Raw genomic sequence first — 25,593 nt, forward strand, 5'->3', positions numbered from 1 at the left:
CGTTTTCTTTTCTCGTATTTTGTCGTCGTTCTTGGCGACAAGGAATAATCTATCATATCTAAAAAGAGAATACAAGACCTTTTTTACTAGTTTTTTAAAAAAAGATAGCAAAAATGAAAAAGCCCCTATAAAAATAGGGACTTTAACAGGCTTACTGCGCTGTATACCCGCCATCGATGACGACAGCCTGACCCGTGACACCTGACGCTTTCTTGCTAGCTAAAAAGGCAGCGTAGTTCGCTACTTCCTTTACTTGCAGCAGTCTCTTCTGCGGCACCAGCGGGTAGATGACTTCTTCCATCACTTTTTCCAACGGCACATTTCTTGTCTTAGCCAAATCCGCTAATTGGTTTTGTACCAGCGGCGTATCGACATACCCCGGACAAATGGCATTTACCGTAATACCAGCGGCTGCACCTTCTAGGGCAGCAACCTTGGTAAGCCCGATGACTCCGTGCTTGGCACTGTTGTACGCTGCCTTCCCCGCAAAGCCAATCAAGCCGTTGATCGAAGACATATTGATAATACGTCCATGACCTTGTTGCTTCATAATGGGGAACGCGTGTTTAATCGCAACAAAAGGCGCTGTCAGCATAATACTTAGCATTTGTTCAAATTTTGCAGTCGGGAACTCTTCTATTGGAGAGACAAATTGCAATCCGGCATTATTCACTAAGATATCAAGTCTGCCAAAAATCTTGACTGTCTGCTGGATGCACGCCTGCACTTGTACCTCGTCGGTAACATTACAACCAAAGCTGATTGCTTCATGCCCTTCCTTTTGCAATTGGTCTGCTGCTGCTTCCGCTGCTTCCCCATTCAAGTCCAGTATGACGACTTTCGCCCCTTCCTCGGCGAACGTCCGGGCAATCTCCAAACCAATTCCACTCGCAGCCCCTGTTACTACTGCTACCTGCTGCTCCAACAACTTCTCCATGCCTTACTATCTCCTCTCCTGTTCCTCATTTTCTCTGTCTATAAAATGGCTGATCTCTGATGAAAATTAGAAAATAGAAACGGCAAATGCCAGAATGAACACGACCGCTGTTTTCAAAACCGTAATCGCGAAAATGTCTTTGTACGATTGACGATGAGTCAAACCAGTAATCGCGAGCAGTGTAATGACCGCTCCGTTGTGTGGCAATGTGTCCATACCACCAGAAGACATTGAAGCAATACGGTGCAGCAACTCAGGGCTGATTCCCGCAGCATTTGCCATCTCTAGGTATTGCTTGCTCATAACCTCCAGCGCGATCGACATACCGCCCGACGCTGAACCGGTCACACCTGCCAGTACGTTTACAGCCAGTGCCTCAGAAACCAGCGGATGATCACTTGCTCCCATAATCCAACCTTGGATGAGTTTGAAGCCCGGCAATGTTTTTACAACGTTTCCGAACCCAACTTCGGAAGCAGTATTGAAGATCGCCAAGAGAGAACCCATCGCGGCTGCCGTCAAACCACTCGCCAGCTTGTTTTTTACTTGTTTCACATTGATTAAAATTGCGGCAATAATTCCAAGACAGAGCGAAATAATCAGTGACCAAGAAGATACAACGTTTTTCACTTTCTCAATCTTAAATGATTCTTTGAGAATCGCCGGATCGTACCACGTCTCTACTGTCCAAATCCCTCTGCTGAACAAATAGTTACCCACGAGCACCAATGCCAACGGGAGAATCGCAATCCAGATGTTCATGTAGGATTCATTTTTGATCAGCTCTGGCTCATTCGTATGTCCCTCGCCATAGCCTTCCCCAGCAACGGCAGCTTGCTTGCGTCTGCGCTCCAGCCATAGCATCCCGCCAATGAAAACCATGATGGCGCCAATCGTTCCTAGAACAGGTGCAGCATAAGCATCCGTACCGAAATAAGTCGTAGGAATGATGTTTTGAATTTGTGGTGTACCTGGCAAAGCGTCCATCGTATACGTAAAAGCGCCGAGCGCAATCGTTCCTGGAATGAGACGCTTCGGAATATTGGCTTCACGGAAAATCGCAGCGGCAAACGGATACACAGCAAATGCCACAACGAACAGGGAAACTCCGCCATACGTCAAAATCGAGCAAGCCAAAACAACAGCCAAGATCGCACGATTGGAGCCAAGTGCTTTCACAATCGTGTGGGCAATGGACGAGGCAGCACCGCTCAACTCCATGACTTTTCCAAAAATGGCACCCAGTAAGAAAATAGGGAAGAATGATTTCACATAGTTTGCTGCATTCGTCATAAAGGTTTCGGTGTAGCTCGGCAGCAGAGAGATCCCGGAAAGAACAACGGCCAGCAGCGTAAAAATAGGGGCAAATACGATAACAGGATAGCCCCGATACGCAAAAAACATCAGGAGACCGAGCGAAATCAAGATGGATAACACTTCGATGATCATATAATTCTCCTTTCAATTTCTCCTCCGCTTACAGAGGAAATGGTGTGGATTCGCTTGGAGAAAACGCTTTCATATTCAACCCATTTGCATGGACCATGCCAATTCCAGCCGATTCCAGAAAAATCGTTCAACCATGCCCGTTCATTGTGCCTCCACTGTTTGCAAGCAGATGATAGCGCTTGCAATTCTTCCGGATTTCCGGAATTTCTTGTCCGGTTTTATGGAATCTAGCAAAAATCTGCCCAGCTTTTAGGGAATCTGCTCGAGGAAGGCTACCGGGTTTAAGCGGGAGGTCATCTTGCTCTATTCCAGAAAACCGGAATCTACCAAAAAGTTATCCCTGCAGATGAAAAAAGCCGCGAACCTGGCTCAACGCCACATCCCCGACTTATACGCGCCTCATACTACTCGTACTACTGGTACTTCTCCCACTTTTCGTAAAAGCTGGACTTGCTGATTTGCAACAGCTTGGCGGCGGAAAGCTTGTTCCCCCCTGCTTGCTGCATCGCTTGGCGAAGTGCTTCCTGCTCAGCCTCTCCCAAGACTTGTTTCAATGGGCGAACGGCATGAGTTGGAACTGACAAGAACTCGAGTGACCCTTCGTCAGATACAGGCAGCCAAACATGCTCCTTTTTCAGGACATCGTCTTCCATTAGATGAAGGGCTCGTTCCAGCACGTTTTTCAGCTCTCGTACATTGCCTGGCCAGGAGTAGCCCCGAAGTACATTCCATACTTCTTCATCAATGGCCCTGACCGCAACGCCAGTGGACTCGCCAAGCTGTTTGAGCAGATTCGAAACCAGCTCCGGCAAATCCTCCAGACGCTCGCGCAACGGAGGGATCGAGAGTGACACGACATTCAACCGATAATAGAGATCTGCCCGAAACTTCCCTTCCTTGATGCTTTGAAGCATGTCCGAATTCGTGGAAGCAATCACCCGCACATCGATTGGCGTCGTCCGAACAGCACCTACCCGCTCGACTTCTTTTTCCTGCAACACACGCAGTAGCTTGGCTTGCAGCGGTAGCGGCATGTCCCCGATCTCATCCAGCAAAATGGTTCCGTGGTTGGCCAACTCGAACTTTCCTTTTTTTCCGCGGCGAACAGCTCCGGTAAACGCTCCTTCTTCATAGCCAAACAGCTCTGATTCTAGCAAAGAATCCGGAATAGCGGCACAATTTACCCGAATGAAAGGACCCATTTTGCGCTTGCTCTCGGCATGAATGGCGTGGGCAAACAGCTCCTTGCCCGTCCCGCTTTCGCCTGTGATGAGCACAGTCGAATCGCTTTTCGCAACTTTCTGAGAAAATTTCTTAAGCTCCTGCAGCTTCTGGCTGTACCCGACGATTTGATCAAAATGATAGGTAGCCCCCATTCGCCTCCGCAGCTCTTTCTTATAATAGGTCAGCTCATCCTTTAGCTGAGCAACCATCGCAGCCAAAGCGGTGAGCTCCTGCACATCCTGGAACAGCACCGTTCCCAGAACGGCAATCACTTTACCTTCGTCCATGATCGGTATGCGATGCGCAATCATGTTCTGTCCTTTTATTTGCTGAATATCGGCGATCTCGGCAACACCTTCCTGACCGACAATATGCATCCTCGTGTTTTCGATGACATCCGTCACTGGCTGTCCGATCACGTCCTGTACATTCAGGAATTCCCGATAGCTACGATTCAATAAGAGTATTTTTCCGTCCTTGTCCGTTACGATCATCGGTTCATGGGCATTTTCAAAAACGACCTCAAGCAATTTGCTCATCTGCTGGAGATTCCAATCCAAAACCGGCTCCCCCTTTGTCTGAATGCTGCTGTGTCGAACGTTCGCTCATTACTCGTTACGCCCAAATTATACAGGAACGATCAGAGGAGGTGTTGTAATTGCTTGACCAATCGCTTGGGAGCCGCGCACATGTAGCCTTCCCGTATGTAATCCTCGATTTCACCATAGCTAGTCACGTTTTTGTCCAGGATTGAAACCCAGCCGTGATGACCAATGTATGGCGTCTTGTAAAAATGCTCCTGGGCAAGCAAAATCTCTTGGGTCGTCTTCAGCACCTTCACAGAAAGGGAGGGGCCATCCGTGCCCCCCTCTCCCATAATGACAAACGGCTTGTCGTTTACGCGAAACGATGTATGTCCAAAAGCGTCTATCTGCTCCGTTACTTCTGGCAACCGCAGCGCCAGCTCGCGAACAGCAGCTACCATCTTCAAACCTTCTATAGAAGAAATCTGTTCGTGCACCATCTGGTTCAAGCCTCCCTTTACTTCCAAACGCTTATATACCAGTCTGTTCTGTACTTTGCACCACGTTTCCTTCCCTCATACGATAAAGCGGCAAAATAAAGCTGAGACCAATGATCATCAGGAATGCAGCGATCCCGTATATGACTGCGAGCGGAAGATGCAGCTTCAATACCCCCGTGATACTCATCATGACGACCATGGAGCCTGTAAACAACGGGGTCAGTATTCCATTCACCCGACCGATAAAAGTACTGTCGGTATTTTTAAGCAGCATGGTGTTGATTCCAATTTGAATAGAGGGCAAGAGCAATCCCGCGATGAACTGGGCAACAAGCGTCAGCCACAGATTCGTGGACATCCCGCAAACCGCTACTGCGACCGCATTTCCAAGAAGTCCCATGACCAATAACTTTTGAGGTGGAATCGTTTTGGCAGCTGCCATCGTCATGGCGCCTCCCGCAATCATCCCCACACCTTGGGCGGTAATTAACCATTGCAAGCTTTCTTTCGGTAATTGCAGTTGTTCGGTCACGATAAAAATCCCAAGCGGTTGAATCATTCCCAATGAGAAACCCACAGCCAAAAAGCAAAAGCCAAGCATAGACAATACGCGACTGGAGAACACATAACGAATCCCGCTGACCATCTCCCCAAGCAATGCCGTTTCTTGCTGCTCTTCTTTCTCGACACGATCTGGCGGCAACAAATACAGGACGCCGGCCGCAGAGAGGAACGCAACTGCCGTGATGACCATGGCAACCTCCATCCCCCATTGCTGGAACACAAATGTACCGACAATCGGACCAAATACCATGAAGATCGCGAAAATAGTCTGGTACGCGGACATTCCTACCTGAAGTTGTTCACCAGGTACATGCAGCTTGAACAGCTTCATTCCGGACGGTTGAGAAAACTGAGAGAGAATGGCTGAAATGAGTGTGGCAAAAAAAATGGCCTTCCACGAGCCGTAAACGAAGGTAAGCAGCACTCCGACAACCGATAGAGCACTGAGCACCTCACACCAGACCATCGTTTTTCTCGGTTGCCAGCGATCAGCAAACGTACCAGCAAGAAAGGAAAACAGAAAGATTGGCGCATACTCTGCCACAGAAATCATGGAAACCGCGAACGGATCGCCTCCTGTATGATCCATCACAAAGAGCAGAATCGCCATGTTGCGCACCCATACTCCGATTTGCAGCAGAAATGCTGATAACAAAATAGCCCTGACATAGCGGTTTTTCAAAACATTTGACATAAAAAAGCCTCCTTATCCATTGCGATCTGGACAGGAGGCTACGCATATTATCGTCAAAAAGACATAGAAACCCTTTGATGAGTCTAAAAAAGGATCTACCATCTATTCGCCAATATGCACATACTACCCCTATCCGAAAACGCATCGTTTTGTCCGATTGGTTTTGTGGAAATAGGAGTTAGCAGATCATTGGCTTAATGGTCACCCTTTCTTGTAGAATGACCCAAGGGTACCACAAAAAGTAATCCTGTGACAAGAAAAATTCACTTGATCTTGTCCTATGCCTTGTCGACGAGTGTGATGCGCTCTGCTGCTGGAATACGAGGCTGAGCGCCAGGAATCGCGGCTGGATATCCGATATGCAGGTTCCCTAGCACTTTTTCTCCTGGTCGGATGCCCATCGCTTCACGGAATTCCGGCTCGTGAATCCACGGATACGTCTCCCACGTCAGACCGATGCCTTTTTCCCACGCCAGCAAGCTAAAGTTATGAATGACAATGCTGGTGGAAGCGAAATCGTCTTGGCGTGTAATCAGGTTCGGGCTTTCTTCCATGATGACCGTCATCAGCATCGGAATCGCCATGATTTTATTGTAAAACTTCTCGCCGACTTCTTTCTTTTTCGCAGGATCAATCTCCCGCTTTTCCTTCATGATCCGCACGGCCTCCGCGATTCTTCTCTTGCCTTCCCCGTACGTCACAATAAAGCGCCAAGGTTGTGTCATGTGATAATTTGGCGCCCACACGGCTGTATCCATCAGTTCTGTAACCAGCGCAGGGTCTACCTCACGATCTGTAAAGCGATGAATCGAGCGACGCTCTCTAATCAATTTGTCCAGTTCCATTTCTTTCTCCTCCTTCTCATTCCAGAGCCATTGCAACGCCCCCGGAAATCTGGCGTTTGCACATTCACTCAAATGATCCGCCCCTTCCTCAATGAATAGGGCGAGCTGATCCGCTGTGAAGCCACTATCAGCCAATATCTGATGCGCTTCTTTTGTCAACGGGACCATTTGTTTCTGGATGTTTTGTTTTTTGGCACCTTCCTTACTGCCAACATCCATGTAGATGCGCAGTCCGGGACGGTACATTTTCTTTTCCCGCATAAACGGAACCATGCCTTCATACCAATACGAACCCGAGATGCTGCCGATTTTCGTGAAAACGTCCGGATATTGGTGCGCAGCGTACATCGAGATCAAGCCACCAAGCGAAAATCCGATGATCCCTGTTTTTTCCGGCCGAGGGTCTGTCCTGTACTTGCTGTCGATATAAGCCTTACATTCATTGGCGACGTAAGAAAGATACGCATCTCCTTGTCCGCCAAAATCAATGTTACGCTCAGGCGAGATCGCTTTGGAAAACCAAGGCGTATAGTCATCCCTGCGGTTTCCTGGTTGGATGCCGACGAGAATCAGCTCAGGAATTTTTCCCTCTACAAACTGATCTTCGATTACATCGAGTGCCGTACTAAACGCAGGATCAAACAAGTCACCGCCATCATGGACATACATAACGGGGAATTGGGACGTACTCTTGTCATAGGATGGCGGCAAATATACGAGCAGTGCTCGGTGATGGCATACGTCTGCAAACAATTGTCCCTTCACAATTTGCACGTCCCCTCTTTATTTTTTTCTTCTACTCAGTAAATAGAAGAAATACGGTACACCGATGATCGAAATGACGATACCCACTGGCAGTTCAATGGGTGTGAACACAATTTTGGCGATAAAGTCAGCTGCCACGACCATGAGCATCCCGATTGTCCCCGACAAGGGAAGAACATACCTGTGCTGGATTCCCGTCAAACGCTTCGCAATATGCGGTGCCATCAAACCGACGAATCCGATGCCTCCCGAAACCGAGACACACGCGCTCACGATCCCAATACTCGACAGCAGGAGAATATTGCGCTCCTTTTCCACGGACACACCCAGATTCTTGACGGACTCCTCACTCAATTGAAGCAAATCGAGAATATGCACCTTGCGCATCAAAACAGGAATGAGGATGACTAGCCATGGCAGCATCCCAGCAATATGCGTCCAGTTGGCACTCCAGATACTTCCCGAGAGCCATACGGTTGCCATTTCAAAATCGTTGGGATTCATTTTTAACGAGAGATATAGTGACACGGCACCCAATCCGGAGCCAATGGCGATCCCCACCAGAATCAGTCGTTGTGGGTCAAGTGCTCCGTTACGCCAAGCAAATAGATAAATCAGTCCAGCCGCAAGCAATCCGCCTGTCAAACCGAACAAAGGCATGGCGATGATGGAATACCAGCTCGCATCCATGAATTGCCCACCGAAGAAAAACATAAAGGCGACGATAGCGGCTCCTGCCCCAGCGTTAATACCCAAAATCCCCGGATCAGCCAGCCCGTTACGGGTGATCCCCTGAATGACAGTACCAGCGACCCCTAAGCCAAAGCCGACCAACGCCGCAATAACAATCCGAGGCAGGCGGAAATCGAAAATAACCAAATCGTATTCCGCTACAGGATCAATACGCAATAACGTATGGATGACATCAAATATCGTCATGTCAAATACACCGTTGGTCAGACTGATATAAATCGCTAGCAAAATCAAGGCTATGTTGACGAGAAACAGCAAACGAAATTTACCTTTTCGATTAGGCATGCTTTCCCCCTCCTCTCTTGTAAATCAAATAGAGGAAGAATGGAACGCCAATAAAAGCCGTTACCACACCGATTGGAGTCTCAAATGGACTGTTCATAAATCGGCTGAGAACGTCAGACAAGGCGAGGAAAATACCGCCCAATAAACCTGCACATGGAATGATCCATCGATAATCGAGACCTACCAAAAAGCGGGTAATATGCGGAATAATCAGCCCGACAAAAGCGATTTTTCCTGCTAACGCAACAGAAATACCTGTCAGAATGACAACAGCGGTCGTTGCCAGCACTTTGACCATCACCGTTCTCTGTCCGAGACCGCGCGATACTTCGTCACCCAAAGATAAGATCGTAATCGATTTGGACAAAAGAAGTGCGAGGACAATCCCGACGATGGCAAAAGGAACCGCTAGCTTCACCAGGCCTGGCTCCAAGAGATGTAGCCTAGCATTGTACCAGAAGCTGACGTTTTGCGAGACTTGAAAATAAGTAGAAATCGCAGCTGAAATGCTACTCAAAAAGGTACCCGTAATCGTGCCGATGACCGCCATACCCACGGGTGTCAAGCCGTTTGGTAACAGTCGGGAAAAAGCGAGAACCATCGCCACCGCAAATGCTGAACCGATCAGGGACATGGTAATCATCGTGACACTCGTAGCGGATGGAAGGAATACCATGCACAGCGTAACGGCAAAGACCGAACCGTCAGACACGCCCATAATAGAGGGGGACGCGAGGTAATTCCTCGTCATCCCCTGCATCAACGCTCCTGATATCGCTAGAAATGCTCCGATCATGAGTGCGCCCAAAACTCTTGGCAAGCGAGAATGCATGACAATTTGATGATCCACATTCCCTTCATCAAAAGCAAAGAGAGCTTGATAAATGGTTCCGGCATCAATCGACTTGGCTCCGTAATGAATGGAGAGCAAGATGGTAAGCAGGATCACCAATGGCGAAACAGCTAGTATGATCATGGAAGTTGCTTTTTTGGATTGCATAGCCTACCCTCGCCCACTTTTACTTGGCAGACAAATTTTCAACAGCCGCCTTCAGGAATTGTGTTTTACTCCAAGCAGTACCGCCTTGTGCGAGAGGATCGACTACGTTTACGTAGACCTTGCCGTTTTTCACTGCATTCACGCTCTTCCAAATCGGGTTGTTCTGCAAATCTTCCAATACGTTCGGCTTGTCTTTATTCTCGTCTGGAGAGAATTGGATGAACAGATAGTCCGGGTTGATCTGGCTGAATTTCTCCATGGAGATAATTTCTTGTGCCTTCGCCGCTTTTACTTCTTCTGGTGCAGTTAAACCAAGGTCTGCGTACAGAGCTGGGTTGAAGAACACCTTCTCTGGATAGATGTTGATGTTTCCTTGGCGCAGACGAATCACCAACACTTTTTTATCCTTCACGCTGTCTCCCAATTTTGCTTTTGCCGCTTCAATCCCTGATTTGTATTCATTGAGCGCTTTCTCTGCCTCAGCTTGCTTGCCAGTCAGTTCACCCAACAATTGCAGGTTCGCTTCCCAGTTGGTTGAAATATGAGACACAGGGAAAGTAGGAGCAATCTTGTTCAGCTTCTCAGCCATTTCTGGCGGAAATTTGCTACTGCCCAAGATCACGTCCGGCTTCAAGGACAGGATCGTTTCCAGGTTCGGTTGTATTTTCTCCCCGATGGATTTGGCTTCGCCCGTAATCGGCGCAAACATCTCCGGGAATTTGCCGCCGACAGAAATCGCGCCTACCGGGTTTACGTTCAGCACAAGGGAATCTTCCATGGACTCCATGCTGCCTACAATGACGATTCTTTCTGTTTTGCTAGGAACGGTATATTCTTTATCCAAATATTTGATTGTGCGTGTCTCAGCTTTATTCGCATCATCGGCCGGCTTTTCTGCTGTAGCTGTTGTCGCAGGTGCTGAGGTAGGTGCAGTCGTGTTATTCGCTGCTTCTTTTCCTCCGCCGCACGCTGTCAGAGCCAATGTCAGCGCTGCAATGCTCAAGCCTAGGTATATCTTTTTCATTCTTGAAAGACCCCTCTCAGAAATGTAAGGTTTCACTCTGCGCGAGTGATAACGATTATCATTCGTGATTATAAAGCATCCACTCGTACACGACCATGGACGAAATCCAGAATCAACATGGACGATCTCCTGAAAACAATCTCACACTCTCTTCCACGATCCGTTCATGAGCCGTTGCCGAGTATTCCCGCCAAGGGTCCGACATAATGACATGCGCCCGATTGTTGCGGACTGCTTCGATCTCTTGCCATGGTCCCGATGCTTTCAAGGCTTGGAAGCATGCCAACGTTTCAGCCTCTTGGCAAACCAACAGCAACAAGCGATCTGGCGCGAGTGTAGCTAATTCCTGTACGGTCACAAGCTGGTCGTACTCGTTCTGCTCCGAGACAAAAGCAGGTTTGACTTGCAGATCTTGATAAAATACTTCATTCATGCTGCGATTGCAGTGAACATAGATCTGGTTTTTCAATATCCGCACGATGAGCACCGTTTCATCGTCTAAAACGTGTTGAAGCTTTGCCCGGGCCCTCTTCACCTTTTTCTCATACTCGCAAAGCCAATGATGCGCTTCCACGGACTCACCCAAAAAGTCTGCCATAAGCTGCAGTTGTTCTTTCCATCCCCGCTCTTCAAAGGGTACATACAAGGTGGGCGCAATCTCGTTCAGTTGCTTCTGTTCCTGCAGACTCGTCTCGTCCAAGCCGATGATCATGTCTGGCTTGGCATCGCGAAGCATTTCGATATTGGCTTTCCAATTCTGATTGATTCGAAACGCGCTCAGATGTACCGGGATATCGTTTCGATAGCTGTGATGATAGTAAGCCGTCCATTTCGGGTGCAGTGGCGCCGCGTAAGGGATCATTTTCAAAGCCAGCAAATGCCCGATGATGGCCGAGCCGTACGCCGCAATTTTTCGTTGGCGGCTTTTCATATAGAGAGTGGGTGAAACACCAACAGCTTTCTTGAATTTTCGACTAAAGTAAAACTCGTCGTTGTAGCCCACTTGATGAGCGATATCGCGCAGCTTGGCATGCGACTGCACCATCATCTGCTTCGCCCGGCTGATGCGAAGCTCTGCCAAATAGTCCATAGCTGAAATGCCATACGTTTTTTTGAACAGATCGACGAAATATTTTGGACTCACCTCAGCGATACGAGCCAGCTGTTCTATCGTCACATTTTCCGAGTAATGCTCTTCCATATGTGCACGAGCCCGCTCCAGCGCCATTCCAGAATCTGTGGCCGAAAAGTGAGCATGCTTGACGATGTGGTACCATAGCTCTTGAAACGTGTTTTGACCTCGAAAACGCTCGAGTGCCGTATCCTGCTTCCATAGATTCTGGATCAAATCACAATAGACAGGCAGCTGCCCTGCCGATTGGACAGAGATCTCTCCCCGAAAAGGAAACATATCCTTTTCCCGAAGAGCTTGGAAGCGCCGATGTCTGTCTCTCGTTTCCATAAAGACATCAAAACGAAGCATGTACATCTCCAAATGATCAGCCGAATCAGGGACGATGCCAAACGTTAGCATAGGAGGACATACGTAAATCGCGTCCTGCCGCAATTGATACTCCTCGTTCTCCAGTCGCAGGCGCCCTCGTCCCCCGGTTATTACCAGCAAAATATGCGAATGAGTAAATTGTTGGCGTAATCGGTCATGTCCTTGTGCTTTGAGCCATGTAATATCACGCAGCTTAAAAATGGCTTCTGCCATGGTCTTCTCTGTGAATTGTTGAACCAAGGCTTGTGTTTCGTTCATGTTCTCACCTCTGGTCGATCCTCTATGTAAATATTGATAATCATTCTCATTATCATCAATAGAGAAAGTATATCAAAAGTGACGCTTGCTTCCTATCGGGAATATTTAATCGATTTGAACCGATAACTTGAACGTGGTATGGTACGTACCAATAGAAAGGGAACGACGGGAGGGCGGCAGATGGCGGGGAGGCTTTGCGAAAAGTGTCAAAGGACGCCTATTGCAGCAGCTATCCTAGTCACCCGATTGAAACCATTCAACATAACGGAGTGAAATGAAAATATGAAACGATATGTTCTACCTTTTGTCTCTAGCCTCGTTGCGATTACTTTTGTGACAGGGTGCACCTCAGCCCCTGATCAACTGACGGTAAAAGACCCTACCCCGCCTGCAACGGAAAACACAGGGAAGTCTCCTGCTGATGCAACAAAAGGCGAAAAGCCTTTGGATGATTTGCTCAAGCAGTTCACCGTACTAGCTGCGCAAGCCAAGGAAGCGAATGAGCTAACTGTCTTTTTGGATCAGCATCTGGCGAAAACGGACACGAAGACTGCCGATCAATTATTTTTTGCCCTTGATCAGTACTATGAAAAACATCTGCCTACGATAAACGATAACTTCAAGGCACTCCTCGCCCAGCCGGGAAATGCGGATAAGCTGTACGCCTTGCAATACCCATATGATTTCAACAAGCTAGAAGGCGATGACAGCTTCAAGCAATGGCTCCTCGATCAAACAGAGGGTGGACTCGTCTTAAAGGCAACGAACGACATGTCCTTCTACTGGCAAGTAGATTACAAGGCATTGCAAAAATATGCCGCTTCGCTCGATGAGGAAGGGAAGGATTACTTGTCTATTCAAGAAACGGAAACGGGCAAACCGTATTTGGGTGAAAGCGGGTTACAAATCACGCGAGCCGAGCTCGGACCGAGAATGGTGGAAGTCGAAGAGTATTTGGTCAACTACCGCAGCAGCCCACGTGCAGTGAAGCTCCGTACTCTCTATATCGACTATGTCAAAACATACTTATCTGACTACCGTTATGATGCGATTGACGAAAAAACAATGAAGCTGCTCCCGGCCGTCAAGGAAGAGTATCAGAACTTTGCCAAGAAATATGAAGCGACGAAAACAGGACTGCTCGTTAAGGATTACTTGAGCGAGGTCGCCAAAAACAAGGACGTGATCTTTGAACCCGGCAAGCCTGGTGAAAGCATCTTCGGAGACGCCAAACCGAACATTAGTCAGTTCTGGAACGGGGTCGAGGGGCGGATTACTCGGACGATGAATCCTTAAAAACAAGTCATTTTCGTTGCTGTAGTGGAGGAGAGGGAACAGGAGAAAACGACTCAGCTTCTAGGGCCACCCGCTGGGGGCTTGACTGGCCGACTCCATGCAAAAAGCGAAACCTCGTCCAAAGTGGTCCAATCTGGATGTTTCTCAGAGGTGGACGCTTAAGGGCGTGTTTCGCTTTTTGCATTGCGTCTCGGTCGGAAGACTTTTACTGTTCTACCGCGGAAGTCTCGAACAAATAGAAAATGTAATCGGAGGAAGCTCCCGCGTGGCCCATTTGTCTGAGCATGGCGGAGATATTGCCTCGGTGATAGGTTCCGTGGTTGGCGACGTGTTGGACGATGTCGGCATAACGAGCATGAACCGTGCCCAATGCCGGGTGCGTATAGGCCGAGGTGTCTTCCATCGAGATTTGCCCGAAGAAATCTCTGAACTGCTGGGCTGATTCGGCAAACAGTTTTCGCAGCTCGTGTACGTTCTTCCCTTTTAATTCCTGCAAGAGAACCCCTACTTTTGGTCCTACCTCTTCGTAGCTCTCCCCCTTCATGGCCAATAACCAAACATAATCCGTCTTGAGAACGTGAGCCAACGTCTGGGTGATGGTCGGAAACACACTCGGAACCTCCTGCTCACTAACTCCCTCCGGTACCTCCTGCAACCGCTCGAATACCTTTTCGTTTGCCCATACATGATATTCGTACAAACGCAATGCTTCATGCTTCATAATCAATCTGCCCCCATTCACTTTTTCCATTTCTTCTTTGCTTTCAATATAAATCAACTCTACTGACAAAAATGGTCAGTGAATTCAAGTCGACTGATAAAAATGAAATAAATCGGCAGCGATGGCAGCCAAACGCTCTTTTACAAAGGCTGGCTCTTCAACTTGAATGGATTTTCCGTATGGCAAAAGATAATGAGAAAGGATCGAATGGGCCATATGCTCATCTACTTGAAAGATCACCTGCGCCTCGCTGCGCTCGATCACAGTATGTCCGAGATACCAATGCCTGCACAAATCAGCGAGTGACTGTGGTCTTCCTTTGACCTTGATCAAAATGGTGTTGCCCTGCTTGTCTGCTTCCGGTAGTAAATTCGAGAGAAAAAAATGGCGCGCAGAAAATTCAGGAGGGCGTTGAAAGCTGGCATCTGTACGTTGGATCTCATAAACACGATCTGCACGAAAGCTGCGAATGGTACCTCGGAGATGGCAATAGGCAACGATGTACCAATTTCCCTTCCAATAAACAAGTCCGTATGGATTGATTTGACGCATCTGTCTCGTTGTCTGGTAAGCTTTCTGATACTCCATCGAGAGGGTGTATCCATTGGCAACAGACAGCTCCAGTTCCTGTAGGGTAGATTCGAGAGAAGGATCAACAGGAGGCTGGATCACCTCAAAGCCGATACTATGTCGGTCAATCGCGTCACGCTGCTCTTCATTTGTATAACGTTTTAGCTTGGAAATGGCCCGGTGTAAATCTGCTCCGAAGGGATAACCGGCCTCTTGGGCAAAAGCCGCTGCATGAATCAGGGCTTTTTGCTCGTTGAGGTCGAAAACCAACGGAGCTTCATTGAAATGCTGAAGTAAACTGTAGCCACCATTGTGTCCGGCATCGGAAATGATGGGTACACCGCTCGCACACAATGAGTCGATATAGCGATAAACGGTTCGAATATTGATCTCGAGAATCTCTGCCAATTGCTTGGCTGTCATTCGCTTGCCGGTCTTCAACAGCCACAAAATGGAGAGCATATTATCGGCTTTGGACATGGACGGATTCGCTCCCCTGAAAGAAATCTTCTGATTCTACTAATTACCACAGGATTCAATCCATTTCCTCTATCTGCCCCTTCTCCTTTTCTCGACAGGACAGGTCTTTTCTCGATACGCTGGCAGTTGAAACATGGCGGAAACGGTTGAGAAGCTATATTTCTGTTCACTTAACACCTCAATGACATAGGGCAAGGCGTCCACACTCCCCTTTAGCGTGTCTTTCGTACCGCCAGCGGAATGTTGAAGCACGACTGCTCCTGGGGTGACATGTCCCAAGATGTTTCTCGCGACCTGTGGGCCAGTGAGACCTTTCCAATCCCAACTGTCTATATCCCACAAAATCATTTCGTAGTCTCTCGCTACAAGCAGCTGGTTGACCTCCTCATTCACTGCTCCATATGGCGGCCGAACTAACCGAGGTCTCACTCCTACTACCTTTTCGATCTGATCCGAGGTACGTTCTACCTGCTCCTGTACAGCCAAGAGAGGTATTTTCGTAAAGTCTGGGTGATCCCAGCTATGGTTTCCTACAATGTGACCTTCCTTTACGATCCGCTCCAGTATTTTCGGATTGTACTTCACCATTTGTCCCACGCAGAAGAAAGTTGCCTTTACTTGATAGTGGGCTAATATGTCTAACACACGAGGCGTCCACAATTGATCTGGTCCATCATCAAAAGTGAGTGCGATTTCCTTTGACTGATTGAGCTTGTTCACAAGCGTTACCCTCCCTATAAGCCAGTATTCGGCTGCATTGATGCATTGTATGACTGGGCTCTCGTTTGGTAACTCTAAAAAAGCCCCTATTCTAGGCTTTTAGCAAAATTCAGGAAGAGATCGGCATGAGTATGCAGCGTATAAAAAATTTTTTTAACAACAGTTAATGAATATAGTATAATGATGATAATGATTTTCATTTTCGTAAAAATTCCTACTAGAGAGATTGTTGGATATACATGGAGGGTTAATCACGACAAAGCATGTTCGAAAGGGAGGATTATATGGGAAAAGTTTTAGAAGTAAAAGATTTGCATGTGTCATTCGATACGTATGCAGGTGAAGTTAAAGCAGTACGGGGCGTCTCCTTCGATCTGGAAAAAGGAGAAACGCTGGCGATTGTTGGTGAATCTGGTTCCGGTAAATCCGTAACCTCACAAGCACTTATGCGCCTCATTCCTTCTCCTCCTGGACGCATTCCAAAAGGACAAGTTCTTTTTGAAGGAAGAGATTTGGTTACGCTTTCCGAAAAAGAAATGCAAGATGTTCGCGGTCGCGACATCTCGATGATCTTCCAAGACCCGATGACTTCCTTGAATCCGACGATGACTATCGGTAACCAAATCATGGAGAGCTTCATCAAGCACCAAAAGCTAAACCGTGCAGAAGCGCGCAGCCGTGCTATTGAACTGTTGGAAATGGTAGGGATTCCATTTGCCAAAGAACGTGTCGATCAATACCCGCACCAATTCTCTGGTGGGATGCGCCAACGGATTGTCATTGCTATCGCACTGGCCTGCAATCCCAAAATTATCATCGCCGATGAGCCGACAACTGCTCTGGACGTATCGATTCAGGCGCAGATTTTGGAGTTGCTGAAGGAACTGCAAAAGAAGATGGGTACCTCGATCATCTTTATTACGCATGACCTCGGTGTAGTTGCTAACATGGCAGACCGTGTAGCAGTTATGTATGCAGGTAAAATTGTGGAAATCGGTAAAGTCGATGAAATTTTCTACGATCCTAAGCACCCGTATACATGGGGTCTATTAGGTTCCATGCCTAGCCTCGATGCCAGCGATGACGAGCTGATGTCCATTCCTGGATCGCCGCCTGACATGTTCAAGCCACCTGTAGGGGATGCCTTCGCAGCTCGTAACCCATTTGCGTTGAAGGTCGATCTGGAATATGAACCACCGATGTTCAAAATCTCCGATACGCATTATGCGGCAACATGGCTCTTGCATGAAATGGCACCTGACATCAAGCCGCCTGCTTCGGCTGTGAGACGAAAAGTCAATTCTGATAATGCGACTGACGCTCCAGTAAGCACAACAAAAACCTTCAACTACGAGAACCGTGAGAAGCTGGTTGAAGTCAAAGATTTGAAACAGCATTTTGACCTCGGGAATGGTCATACGCTGAAAGCTGTAGATGGTATCACCTTTGACATCTACAAAGGGGAGATTTTCGGTCTTGTGGGTGAATCCGGTTGCGGTAAATCCACCACAGGACGAACCATCCTTCGCCTGTACGATGCAACTGGCGGAGAAGTCCTGTTCAATGGGAACAGTGTACACGGAAAGAAAACACTCGAAGAAAAGAAATGGCTCAACCGCAAAATCCAGATGATCTTCCAAGACCCGTACTCGTCGTTGAATCCACGTCTGACTGTATCCGACATTATTGCAGAGGGTCTAGACATTCATCGTCTGGCTACCAAGGAAGCACGCATCGCCAAGGTACACGAGCTGTTGGAAACTGTTGGCCTCAACCGCGAGCACGCAAACCGTTACCCGCATGAGTTCAGCGGCGGACAGCGCCAACGGATCGGGATTGCACGGGCATTGGCTGTTGATCCGGAATTCATCATTGCCGATGAACCGATCTCTGCTCTCGACGTGTCCATTCAGGCGCAGGTCATTAACCTGCTCAAGCGCCTGCAAAAAGAAAAAGGCCTGACTTATCTGTTCATCGCCCATGACCTATCCATGGTTAAATACATCAGTGACCGCATTGGTGTTATGTACCGCGGACGTATTGTGGAGCTGGCAGAAAGTAATCGCCTGTACGAGAATCCGATTCATCCGTACACCAAATCGTTGCTCTCGGCAATTCCATTGCCAGACCCTGATTATGAGCGCAACCGTAAGCGCATCGTTTTCGATGATCAGGAATATTTGCGAGATCAAGGGGAAGAACGCGTCTTGCGTGAAATTGAGCGTGGTCACTTTGTTGCTTGCACCCAGAAAGAATTCGAAAGATATGGCGGCGGCGTCTTGGTGTAAACCATAAACCATATACACAAGAAAAGGGAGAGAGCTTCGACAGCTCATCTCCCTTATTTTATTTAGTCCTTCATCCGCAAGAGTCTCATGCTGTTTAAGATGACCAGCAATGCGGCTCCCGTGTCACTGAGTACCGCTAGCCACAAGGTTAGATAGCCTGGGAATATCAACACAAGTGCGACCAGCTTTACGATGATCGAAAACCAGATGTTTTGCTTGATAATCGTGAGTGCTTTTCTGCTGACCTTCATCGTGTGTGGCAGCTTTTCGAGATTGTCAGCCATCAGTACGATATCCGCGGTTTCCATTGCCGTATCGGTACCAGCTCCACCCATGGCAATCCCCAAGTCAGCTGATGCCAGAGCAGGCGCATCGTTGATCCCGTCACCCACCATGGCGACGACCTTGCCTTCTTGCTGGAGTCGCTTGACCGCCTCTACCTTATCTTGTGGCAGTAGCTCTGCAAAATAACGGTTGACGCCTGTCTGGTTCGCTACCTTTTTCGCCGTACCCGCATTGTCACCAGTCAGCATGACGATGTCTTCGATACCTGCGGCCTTGAGTTTGCCAATGGCACTAACCGTAATCTCACGAATGGTGTCAGCAACGGCAATCATCCCGATCAATTTCGTTGCGGTACCGATCACCACCAGCGTATGTCCCTCACTCTGCAACGACTCGATTTTCGTTTGCCATGCCGACAGATCGACTCCCAGCTCTTGAAACAGTGCGGGCTTCCCTGCATAAAATGTCTCGGCTCCGATGACAGCGCTCGCCCCTTTTCCGACGATCGCCTTGAAATCTTGCCCACTCTGGGAAGCGACCTGCTTTTGTTTCGCATAGGTGAGAATCGCTTGTGCAATCGGATGGGAAGAACGCTCTTCAATCGTTCTGGCGATCGAAACTACTTCGTCTTCGCTTCCCCCCATCTCGATAACCGTTGCAACCTGTGGTTTTCCTTCCGTCAATGTGCCCGTTTTATCAAAGGCAATTGCGGTGATCGCTCCTGCCTTTTCCAAAAACGTACCGCCCTTGATCAGGACGCCGTTTCTCGCGGCATTTCCAATCGCAGACACAATCGCAACTGGCGTGGAAATGACCAGTGCGCACGGGCAAGCAACAACCAGCAGCTCAAGTCCTCTGTAAAACCATTCTCCCCAGGTGCCGAGTCCGAGTAATGGTGGGAAGACGATCACGAACAAAGCAAGCACGAGCACGATTGGTGTGTAGATCTCAGCGAATTTGTCGACGAATGCCTGAGTCGGCGCTTTTTTCTCCTGCGCTTCCTCCACGAGATGAATGATTCTGGCAATCGCCGTATCCTCCACCAGCTTTGTTACCTTGATCTCCACCGCGCCGCTTTCGTTGACACTCCCTGCAAAAACACTGTCGCCGACCAGCTTATCTACGGGAATCGATTCACCTGTAATCGGCGCCTGATTGACGCTCGATGTCCCGTGTACGATCACACCATCCAGCGGGATTTTTTCTCCTGGCTTCACTACGATGACTTGGCCGACAGCGATGTCCTCAACTGGCTTGCGGGTAAGAGACTCCCCCACCTTGACCCACGCCTCAGGCGGAGCCAAATCCATCAAATTGCGTATGGAGTCGCGCGTTTTTTCAATCGACTTGGTCTGTAGCAGGTTTCCGATAGAAAAGAGCCAGACGACCGTTGCACCCTCCAGCCACTCACCGATTAATGCTGCTCCAACAGCCGCAACAGACATCAATACGTTCATATCCAATGAACCGCTTTTAATCGCGTAAAAAGCACTGCGCGCAGGTCGGTATCCGCCACTTATGATCGACAACGCATAGAGCACAGTAACGACTAGTGGAGATACGCTTGGTGAAAGGGAAGCTAGAAAACCAAGAGCCAATAACACACCGGAAATGGTAGTCAGTATCGTTCCTGCTTGATCCGTTTTCGGTACTGCTTTGGCGGTTCGCCTCGTAAGTAGCATGGCACTGTATCCAGCCTTTGCAACTTCCTTGACCACCACATCGGCTTCCAGCCCATCCGCGACGAGCTGCATTTTACCCGTGGAAAAGTTCACGTTTACCTCTTTTACGGCAGGCAACGCCTGCATATGCTTTTCCAGCGATTTGGCGCACGAACTGCAATCCATACCTGTAACGCGATAGACAACAGCGTGTGAAGAAAGAATGCCTGCGCTTTCTGTTGCTGTTGCTGTTGCCGTTGCCGTTGCCGCAGCCGCAGGCTCGAGAACCGTGAGAATTTTACCAGCATGCTTATGCTCACTGCCGCATTGATGCCCGCTGCAACACTCTTCTTTTTTTCGTTCTTCTGCCATCTGTTCTCACCTTTTTCCAAGCATCTATTTTGCCCAGCTTCGAATGAAATCAATCCACAAACATTCAAACAAGTATTTAATTATTATATTATCGCATCCTTCTGGTTCGTTCAAGAATTGATTTGAATATTCCGCCCATTTTTTTACAGCTCGAGAATAAAGAAAAAGACCCCTATTCCTAGGAGTCTTGTTACTTGGTACGGGCTTCTACAGGTGTTGGGGTGGTCTGCCAACGCTCCCCACAGTCCAGACATTTGCACTTGATTACTTTACGCTTTTCTAAGGCAAGACGAACGGCAAACAGGATAAAGGCCCCTGACAGTCCGAGGAACAAAAAGATGACAGGAGTCCCTTTCACCAAAATGCCGATCAAGGCAAGCACTGCCAAAACCGCTACATAAATGGTTATGTATAATGGCTTATTGATCGATTCCGTCAAATCGATTTTTGCAGAACGGCACTTCGGGCACTTTGGTTGCGCACTCATGGAATTCTCTCCCCATTTCTTAGATCATGTTCATCTTACACGAAAACAGAGAGGGACACTACACTGCTATGAAAATGTCGTTTTTCCTTTTCACTTTCTCCGCAAATGTCTATAATAGTAGGACATTGTAGAGCATGAGGTGATGGTTACAGTGGATGACATCTGTGAAATCCAATGTTTTGATGAGGAAAAAGTAAATCGGTTAAAGCCGTTCGCCACAGAATCAGAAGGGGTAGCAAAAATCTTCAAGGCGTTGGCCGATGACACCCGCGCCAAAATCATTCACATCCTCTCGATGGAAGACGAGCTCTGTGTCTGTGACGTGGCTGCTATCATCGGAAGCTCGATCGCTAACACCTCCCACCATCTGCGTCTTCTTCGCAACATGGGACTAGCCAAGTACCGCAAAGAAGGAAAGCTCGTTTTTTACTCGTTGGATGATGACCATGTACGCCATCTCATATCTGCGGGAATTGAACACGCCAAAGAACAGAAAACCATTGTCCGAGCTACCTAATTGCTCGGGCTTTTTTGTTACTCCCGCATTTTAAACATTTGATTAACCATGGCGGTTTACACTCGTTTTCCGGGTAAACCGCTTCCTGATCGCCTCTATTCCCACAAATATAAGGAAGTAACATATCGCAGCAAACACAAAAACCGTTGCCTGCGGATAAAACAAGGCAGCATGTGGATCAACACTCACTAACCATTGAATAAACACGGGCACATAGCCGATGACCGCATATCCACCGAAACGCACCGTGTATTTTTTCCACCCGATCAATTGCGACCTATTCACTAGCCCGTCCACGAATACCGACAGCCATACGAAGACAATCAGATTCAATGCCATGCTGAAGAGCACACCCAGCAAATACTCTTTTCCGAACCCATACGGCGCACTTGGATCACGATAGTTATAGATGATCAACGCAGCATACAGACCGGTAATAAAAGGGGATATGACTGCGGCGAGTAGACGCCTGCCGATATTCATGGAAATCACTCCCTTGCTTCGCTTCGTTATGATTCGTTTGTCGTTCTCGCAGTAGGATGCTCACCCGTTGGTAGACTGACCGTGACCGTTGTCCCTTCGCCTATGCGGCTTTGAATGTGAATGCTACCTTTTGCGACCTGCAAAATTTTTTGCACGATAGAAAGACCGAGACCGCTTCCTGTCGCTTCCCGATTGCGTGACTTGTCTCCTTTGTAAAAACGGTCAAAGACATGCTCCTGCTCTTCTTCTGACATGCCGATCCCCGTATCCCGAATGGTCACGCCGATTCGCGTATCCTGTTGAATCGCAATGGAAATAGAGCCAGCCGTTGGGGTGAATTTGATACTATTGGCAAGCAGGTTCATCCATACTTGATTGAGCAGTTGCTTGTCACCCACGATGAAAGTCTCCGGTAAAGTCAGCTCCATCGTGAGCTTTTTTTGTTGCCACTGATGCTCCAAAATTAAGAGGACTTGCCTGATCTGCTCATCCAGACGAAAACGTGTCGGTTCGTACAGACCTGTCTCTTTGTCCAGGGAAGCGAGCGTCAACAGCTGTTTGCTTAAGGAAGACAGCCGCCTGCTCTCCTCTTCGATGATAGTCAAGTACGTCTCCCGCTGTTCGCTTGTCACACCACCGCTGCGGATGGCTTGGGAAAAGCCTTGGATCGATGTCAATGGAGACTGAATTTCATGTGAGACATTGGAGACAAACTCTTGGCGCATCTCGTCCAGTTGTTTGAGTGACTCAGTCATCTTGGAAAAATTCATGGCCAAATCGCCGATTTCGTCCCGACGAGCGATGTCCAGGTGGATATCGTACTGCCCTTCTGCCAGCTTTTTGGTCGCATGGCTCAGCTTCTCGATCGGTTTCACCAAATAACGGGTAAATATCAAAATCAGAATTAGGCTAAGTACAAACATCGCTGCCAGCAGCAAGGCAAACATAATATGCACCTCGCCAAACTGCTGCTCAATATTTGGTCGTACAAACAGGGCGTATTTTTTCCCTTCTGCTGTAAGCGGCAAGCCGATGCTGTTTGTCAACGTGTTTTCAAAAAATCCGGTCACAAACAAGCCGTGCTGTTCTTCTGTAATCCCTCTGTAAGTCTCACCCGCTAACACTCTTTGAACAATGGCAGGTTCTATCTGCTGATCGCGAAAAGGTGCTCCGAATTGGCTTACTGTGCCATTCTCATCCACGAGATGCAGCTGAAAATTCAAATTGGCCACATGGGTCATGAAGGCGGGCAGGTCGAGTGTGGATTTATGCTCATACAAATCGATAATTTGCTGTCCGATGCTCGTGATTTTTTGTTCATTATAAGCACGCAGATTTCGTTGATAATACTCATTTGCCAACAAAAATCCAAGTGTGCCACTGATCAGTACAATTGCAACGAAGGTAAGAACTACGCGGACGTAGAGAGATTTCACTGGCCTCGTACCTCCAGCTTGTAGCCTAAGCCGCGAACGGTAGAAATGACAAAGTCATTTGTTTTCTCCGTAAATTTCTCTCGCAGCCGCTTAATATGCACATCGATAGTCCGACTATCGCTCTCAGTATCGCCGCCCCATACGAGCTCCAACAGTTGATCTCGGGTAAAGATCCGATCAGGAAAACTGGCAAGCTGGGCAAGCAGTTCAAATTCTTTTAACGGTAAATGAATCAACTCTTCTTTCACCTTCACAACATGGCTCATCCGATCGATGACGGTATCGTTCATGACGATGATTTGTTTACTGACCATCTGATAGCGACGCAGTAAGGCCTTGATACGGTACAGCAATTCGGTAGGCTCAAATGGCTTGGTTAAATAATCATCCGTCCCCGCCAAAAAGCCTTTTTCCTTATCCCGCACTTCTCCCTTTGCCGTTAGCATAATGACAGGGAGGTCGTAAAATTCCCGTATCTCCCGGCACAGCTCCCAGCCGTTTTTGCCTGGCATCATCACATCCACGATGGCGAGCTGGACAGATTCCTGTTCCAACAGCTGCGAAGCCTCATCTCCATCCACACAAGCCAAGACGTGGTATCCCTCTTTTGCTAAATAAAACCGCAATAGCTCACGTACATGTGGATCGTCATCCGCAATCAGAATCGTCAGTTTCATCAAGCTGGCCCCCTTGTTACTCGCCCTCTGGTTCTCCTGCTTCATTATTTTGAATGATACTCACTTGTATACCATCCTGCAAATCGTCATGCCCGGAAACAACAACGGCATCTCCAGCGTTCAAGCCTTGACCAATCAAGACAGTATTCGCATTGCTTTCAAGCACTTGTACCTCTTGCTCGATGGCTTTCCCTTCTTTTATTACGAACACAAACTGCTTTTCTCCTTTTTCGATCAGCGACTCCATCGGGAGGATGCTCCCCTTTTTAGTTTCGGTATGATTCACGAAGACATCTGCCCTCATACCGGGGCGCATGACTCCTGCAGGATTCCCCAGAACAATTTCCACCGGGTATGCTTTCACGTCTGGAGTAGAGCCCACACCTACAAACGAAATCTCCCCCTCTTCTTGCAAGCCGGCGCTTGGGACAGACACCCGAACCTTCCTTCCCTTTTGCATAGACACCAATGAATCTTCCGGTATCTCTATCGCTACCTTCACCTTGTTCAGAGAAACAAGCTCGGCCACCTTCCCCTGCACGGCGATCACATCCCCAACCGCGATCAAAAGCTGATTGATGGTTCCATCCATGGTTGCTGTTACTTTCGTATCACTTTGCGCTTTTGCTGCTTTTTCTACGGCGATTTTGGCGATTTTCACGTCTGCCTCTGCTATTGATATACCCGCTTCGTCTTTGAAATCCGCCATATTTGTTGTGCGATAGGCGTTTTGGGCGCGAATCCAATCTTCTTCGGCAGACGTCAGTTGGGCCACTGGTAATGCCCCTGCATCAACCAGCTTTTTGACTCGCTCATAACTTTCTCTCGCATGTGCGAGCGATTCCTCCGCAAGTGATTCAGCAGACGCAATCTTCCCATCACCCATACTTTGACCCGCTTTTGCCTGTTCTAGCCGAGCTGTTGCGGATTCGAGCTTGGCCTGGGCTTCTTTTAAATCGAGCTGTTGCTTCGTATTGTCCAACTCCGCGATGAGCTGCCCTTTTTTTACGAGATCGCCCTTCCGTACGTAAACCCTGGTAACCGTCCCTGCTGCTTTCGTTACAACATTGCCTGACTCTTGGGCTACAATGCTGCCGATGTATGATTTGTCGGCAGACAGACTTCCTTCCTTGGCGATTTGTATCGTTACCGGAACTGCTGCAACAGGTTTAACTGGCTCGCTTGTATCCTGCTCACCAGAACAGCCTGTTACCATGAGTCCGATCATCAGAAAAAGACATGCGGTTTGTCCGAACCTCCACTGCTTTTTCATC

The 25,593-nt window shown here is 48.2% G+C and carries 22 protein-coding genes; 3 read left to right on the top strand and 19 right to left on the bottom strand.

The features are described from left to right. Positions 1 to 151: 151 nt before the first annotated feature. The 10 genes from ACQ5DJ_RS25710 to ACQ5DJ_RS25755 form a co-directional block, all read right to left on the bottom strand. On the bottom strand, positions 152 to 937 hold the full coding sequence (locus tag ACQ5DJ_RS25710; protein ID WP_429844907.1) for a 3-hydroxybutyrate dehydrogenase: 786 nt from the start codon (positions 935 to 937) through the stop codon (positions 152 to 154). A gap of 66 nt (positions 938 to 1,003) precedes the next feature. Continuing rightward, positions 1,004 to 2,386, bottom strand: coding sequence for a GntP family permease (locus ACQ5DJ_RS25715; protein ID WP_429844908.1), 1,383 nt, complete (start codon positions 2,384 to 2,386; stop codon positions 1,004 to 1,006). A 413-nt stretch (positions 2,387 to 2,799) separates the two neighbouring features. Continuing rightward, on the bottom strand, positions 2,800 to 4,170 hold the full coding sequence (locus tag ACQ5DJ_RS25720) for a sigma-54 interaction domain-containing protein (RefSeq protein ID WP_429844909.1): 1,371 nt from the start codon (positions 4,168 to 4,170) through the stop codon (positions 2,800 to 2,802). Positions 4,171 to 4,250: 80 nt separating this feature from the next. Further along, positions 4,251 to 4,634 (bottom strand): MmcQ/YjbR family DNA-binding protein, encoded by a 384-nt coding sequence (locus ACQ5DJ_RS25725; protein WP_429844910.1) that lies wholly within the window; start codon positions 4,632 to 4,634, stop codon positions 4,251 to 4,253. A gap of 31 nt (positions 4,635 to 4,665) precedes the next feature. After that, positions 4,666 to 5,892 carry an MFS transporter gene (locus ACQ5DJ_RS25730; protein WP_429844911.1) on the bottom strand — a complete coding sequence of 409 codons (1,227 nt, stop codon included), beginning with the start codon at positions 5,890 to 5,892 and terminating at the stop codon, positions 4,666 to 4,668. Between the two features lie 278 nt (positions 5,893 to 6,170). Next, positions 6,171 to 7,511, bottom strand: a complete 1,341-nt coding sequence (locus tag ACQ5DJ_RS25735; RefSeq protein WP_429844913.1) for an alpha/beta hydrolase-fold protein — start codon at positions 7,509 to 7,511, stop codon at positions 6,171 to 6,173. Between the two features lie 9 nt (positions 7,512 to 7,520). Continuing rightward, on the bottom strand, positions 7,521 to 8,540 hold the full coding sequence (locus ACQ5DJ_RS25740) for a FecCD family ABC transporter permease (protein WP_429844914.1): 1,020 nt from the start codon (positions 8,538 to 8,540) through the stop codon (positions 7,521 to 7,523). Continuing rightward, positions 8,533 to 9,540, bottom strand: coding sequence for a FecCD family ABC transporter permease (locus tag ACQ5DJ_RS25745; protein WP_429844915.1), 1,008 nt, complete (start codon positions 9,538 to 9,540; stop codon positions 8,533 to 8,535). The genes ACQ5DJ_RS25740 and ACQ5DJ_RS25745 overlap by 8 nt, the downstream gene beginning before the upstream one ends. Before the next feature lie 19 nt (positions 9,541 to 9,559). Further along, positions 9,560 to 10,564: an iron-hydroxamate ABC transporter substrate-binding protein gene (locus ACQ5DJ_RS25750; protein ID WP_429844916.1), complete on the bottom strand. Its 1,005-nt coding sequence runs from the start codon at positions 10,562 to 10,564 to the stop codon at positions 9,560 to 9,562. Between the two features lie 112 nt (positions 10,565 to 10,676). Beyond that, on the bottom strand, positions 10,677 to 12,326 hold the full coding sequence (locus ACQ5DJ_RS25755; RefSeq protein WP_429844918.1) for an AraC family transcriptional regulator: 1,650 nt from the start codon (positions 12,324 to 12,326) through the stop codon (positions 10,677 to 10,679). A 282-nt stretch (positions 12,327 to 12,608) separates the two neighbouring features. Between ACQ5DJ_RS25755 and ACQ5DJ_RS25760 the strand changes: the two genes are divergently transcribed. Beyond that, positions 12,609 to 13,622, top strand: coding sequence for an ATP-binding protein (locus ACQ5DJ_RS25760; RefSeq protein ID WP_429844920.1), 1,014 nt, complete (start codon positions 12,609 to 12,611; stop codon positions 13,620 to 13,622). Positions 13,623 to 13,827: 205 nt separating this feature from the next. On the opposite strand, the gene ACQ5DJ_RS25765 is transcribed toward ACQ5DJ_RS25760, so the two are convergent. From ACQ5DJ_RS25765 to ACQ5DJ_RS25775, 3 genes are all read right to left on the bottom strand, one after another. Next, positions 13,828 to 14,343: a DinB family protein gene (locus tag ACQ5DJ_RS25765; protein WP_429844921.1), complete on the bottom strand. Its 516-nt coding sequence runs from the start codon at positions 14,341 to 14,343 to the stop codon at positions 13,828 to 13,830. Between the two features lie 84 nt (positions 14,344 to 14,427). After that, entirely contained in the window at positions 14,428 to 15,393 is a 966-nt protein-coding gene (locus ACQ5DJ_RS25770) for a helix-turn-helix transcriptional regulator (RefSeq protein ID WP_429844922.1), read from the bottom strand. A 69-nt stretch (positions 15,394 to 15,462) separates the two neighbouring features. After that, positions 15,463 to 16,113 carry a polysaccharide deacetylase family protein gene (locus ACQ5DJ_RS25775; RefSeq protein WP_429844923.1) on the bottom strand — a complete coding sequence of 217 codons (651 nt, stop codon included), beginning with the start codon at positions 16,111 to 16,113 and terminating at the stop codon, positions 15,463 to 15,465. A gap of 284 nt (positions 16,114 to 16,397) precedes the next feature. Here ACQ5DJ_RS25775 and ACQ5DJ_RS25780 point away from each other — a divergent pair, with 284 nt between their 5' ends. Then, entirely contained in the window at positions 16,398 to 18,401 is a 2,004-nt protein-coding gene (locus ACQ5DJ_RS25780) for a dipeptide ABC transporter ATP-binding protein (protein WP_429844924.1), read from the top strand. A gap of 62 nt (positions 18,402 to 18,463) precedes the next feature. On the opposite strand, the gene ACQ5DJ_RS25785 is transcribed toward ACQ5DJ_RS25780, so the two are convergent. Together ACQ5DJ_RS25785 and ACQ5DJ_RS25790 are read right to left on the bottom strand one after the other, a co-directional pair. After that, entirely contained in the window at positions 18,464 to 20,719 is a 2,256-nt protein-coding gene (locus tag ACQ5DJ_RS25785) for a heavy metal translocating P-type ATPase (protein WP_429844925.1), read from the bottom strand. Between the two features lie 190 nt (positions 20,720 to 20,909). Beyond that, positions 20,910 to 21,206, bottom strand: a complete 297-nt coding sequence (locus tag ACQ5DJ_RS25790; protein ID WP_429844927.1) for a hypothetical protein — start codon at positions 21,204 to 21,206, stop codon at positions 20,910 to 20,912. 142 nt (positions 21,207 to 21,348) lie between these two features. Here ACQ5DJ_RS25790 and ACQ5DJ_RS25795 point away from each other — a divergent pair, with 142 nt between their 5' ends. Beyond that, positions 21,349 to 21,723, top strand: coding sequence for an ArsR/SmtB family transcription factor (locus ACQ5DJ_RS25795; RefSeq protein WP_035290894.1), 375 nt, complete (start codon positions 21,349 to 21,351; stop codon positions 21,721 to 21,723). 42 nt (positions 21,724 to 21,765) lie between these two features. Here ACQ5DJ_RS25795 and ACQ5DJ_RS25800 read toward each other — a convergent pair whose 3' ends face one another. Genes ACQ5DJ_RS25800 through ACQ5DJ_RS25815 form a run of 4 tightly spaced genes read right to left on the bottom strand, consistent with a single transcriptional unit; the run spans position 21,766 to position 25,592 of the window. After that, positions 21,766 to 22,206, bottom strand: coding sequence for a hypothetical protein (locus ACQ5DJ_RS25800; protein ID WP_429844928.1), 441 nt, complete (start codon positions 22,204 to 22,206; stop codon positions 21,766 to 21,768). A 26-nt stretch (positions 22,207 to 22,232) separates the two neighbouring features. Further along, positions 22,233 to 23,642, bottom strand: coding sequence for a sensor histidine kinase (locus ACQ5DJ_RS25805; RefSeq protein WP_429844929.1), 1,410 nt, complete (start codon positions 23,640 to 23,642; stop codon positions 22,233 to 22,235). Next, a complete protein-coding gene (locus ACQ5DJ_RS25810) occupies positions 23,639 to 24,319 on the bottom strand; it encodes a response regulator transcription factor (RefSeq protein WP_429844930.1) in 681 nt (226 codons plus the stop codon). Before ACQ5DJ_RS25810 ends, ACQ5DJ_RS25805 begins: the two co-directional genes overlap by 4 nt. A gap of 16 nt (positions 24,320 to 24,335) precedes the next feature. Next, the gene (locus ACQ5DJ_RS25815; protein ID WP_429844931.1) at positions 24,336 to 25,592 is read right to left on the bottom strand and encodes an efflux RND transporter periplasmic adaptor subunit; all 1,257 of its coding nucleotides are present in this window, start codon (positions 25,590 to 25,592) and stop codon (positions 24,336 to 24,338) included. Position 25,593: the final 1 nt, after the last annotated feature.

Origin of the sequence: Brevibacillus sp. FIR094 (assembly GCF_050477165.1) — a bacterium.
Taxonomy (GTDB): Bacteria; Bacillota; Bacilli; order Brevibacillales; family Brevibacillaceae; genus Brevibacillus.

What these genes read in the sequence shown, in the direction of transcription:
- ACQ5DJ_RS25710 (WP_429844907.1), bottom strand. Translation starts at nt 937, where the DNA reads ATGGAGAAGTTGTTGGAGCAGCAGGTAGCAGTAGTAACAGGGGCTGCG.
- ACQ5DJ_RS25715 (WP_429844908.1), bottom strand. Translation starts at nt 2,386, where the DNA reads ATGATCATCGAAGTGTTATCCATCTTGATTTCGCTCGGTCTCCTGATG.
- ACQ5DJ_RS25725 (WP_429844910.1), bottom strand. Translation starts at nt 4,634, where the DNA reads ATGGTGCACGAACAGATTTCTTCTATAGAAGGTTTGAAGATGGTAGCT.
- ACQ5DJ_RS25730 (WP_429844911.1), bottom strand. Translation starts at nt 5,892, where the DNA reads ATGTCAAATGTTTTGAAAAACCGCTATGTCAGGGCTATTTTGTTATCA.
- ACQ5DJ_RS25740 (WP_429844914.1), bottom strand. Translation starts at nt 8,540, where the DNA reads ATGCCTAATCGAAAAGGTAAATTTCGTTTGCTGTTTCTCGTCAACATA.
- ACQ5DJ_RS25745 (WP_429844915.1), bottom strand. Translation starts at nt 9,540, where the DNA reads ATGCAATCCAAAAAAGCAACTTCCATGATCATACTAGCTGTTTCGCCA.
- ACQ5DJ_RS25750 (WP_429844916.1), bottom strand. Translation starts at nt 10,564, where the DNA reads ATGAAAAAGATATACCTAGGCTTGAGCATTGCAGCGCTGACATTGGCT.
- ACQ5DJ_RS25755 (WP_429844918.1), bottom strand. Translation starts at nt 12,326, where the DNA reads ATGAACGAAACACAAGCCTTGGTTCAACAATTCACAGAGAAGACCATG.
- ACQ5DJ_RS25760 (WP_429844920.1), top strand. Translation starts at nt 12,609, where the DNA reads ATGAAACGATATGTTCTACCTTTTGTCTCTAGCCTCGTTGCGATTACT.
- ACQ5DJ_RS25765 (WP_429844921.1), bottom strand. Translation starts at nt 14,343, where the DNA reads ATGAAGCATGAAGCATTGCGTTTGTACGAATATCATGTATGGGCAAAC.
- ACQ5DJ_RS25770 (WP_429844922.1), bottom strand. Translation starts at nt 15,393, where the DNA reads ATGTCCAAAGCCGATAATATGCTCTCCATTTTGTGGCTGTTGAAGACC.
- ACQ5DJ_RS25780 (WP_429844924.1), top strand. Translation starts at nt 16,398, where the DNA reads ATGGGAAAAGTTTTAGAAGTAAAAGATTTGCATGTGTCATTCGATACG.
- ACQ5DJ_RS25785 (WP_429844925.1), bottom strand. Translation starts at nt 20,719, where the DNA reads ATGGCAGAAGAACGAAAAAAAGAAGAGTGTTGCAGCGGGCATCAATGC.
- ACQ5DJ_RS25790 (WP_429844927.1), bottom strand. Translation starts at nt 21,206, where the DNA reads ATGAGTGCGCAACCAAAGTGCCCGAAGTGCCGTTCTGCAAAAATCGAT.
- ACQ5DJ_RS25795 (WP_035290894.1), top strand. Translation starts at nt 21,349, where the DNA reads ATGGTTACAGTGGATGACATCTGTGAAATCCAATGTTTTGATGAGGAA.
- ACQ5DJ_RS25800 (WP_429844928.1), bottom strand. Translation starts at nt 22,206, where the DNA reads ATGAATATCGGCAGGCGTCTACTCGCCGCAGTCATATCCCCTTTTATT.
- ACQ5DJ_RS25810 (WP_429844930.1), bottom strand. Translation starts at nt 24,319, where the DNA reads ATGAAACTGACGATTCTGATTGCGGATGACGATCCACATGTACGTGAG.
- ACQ5DJ_RS25815 (WP_429844931.1), bottom strand. Translation starts at nt 25,592, where the DNA reads ATGAAAAAGCAGTGGAGGTTCGGACAAACCGCATGTCTTTTTCTGATG.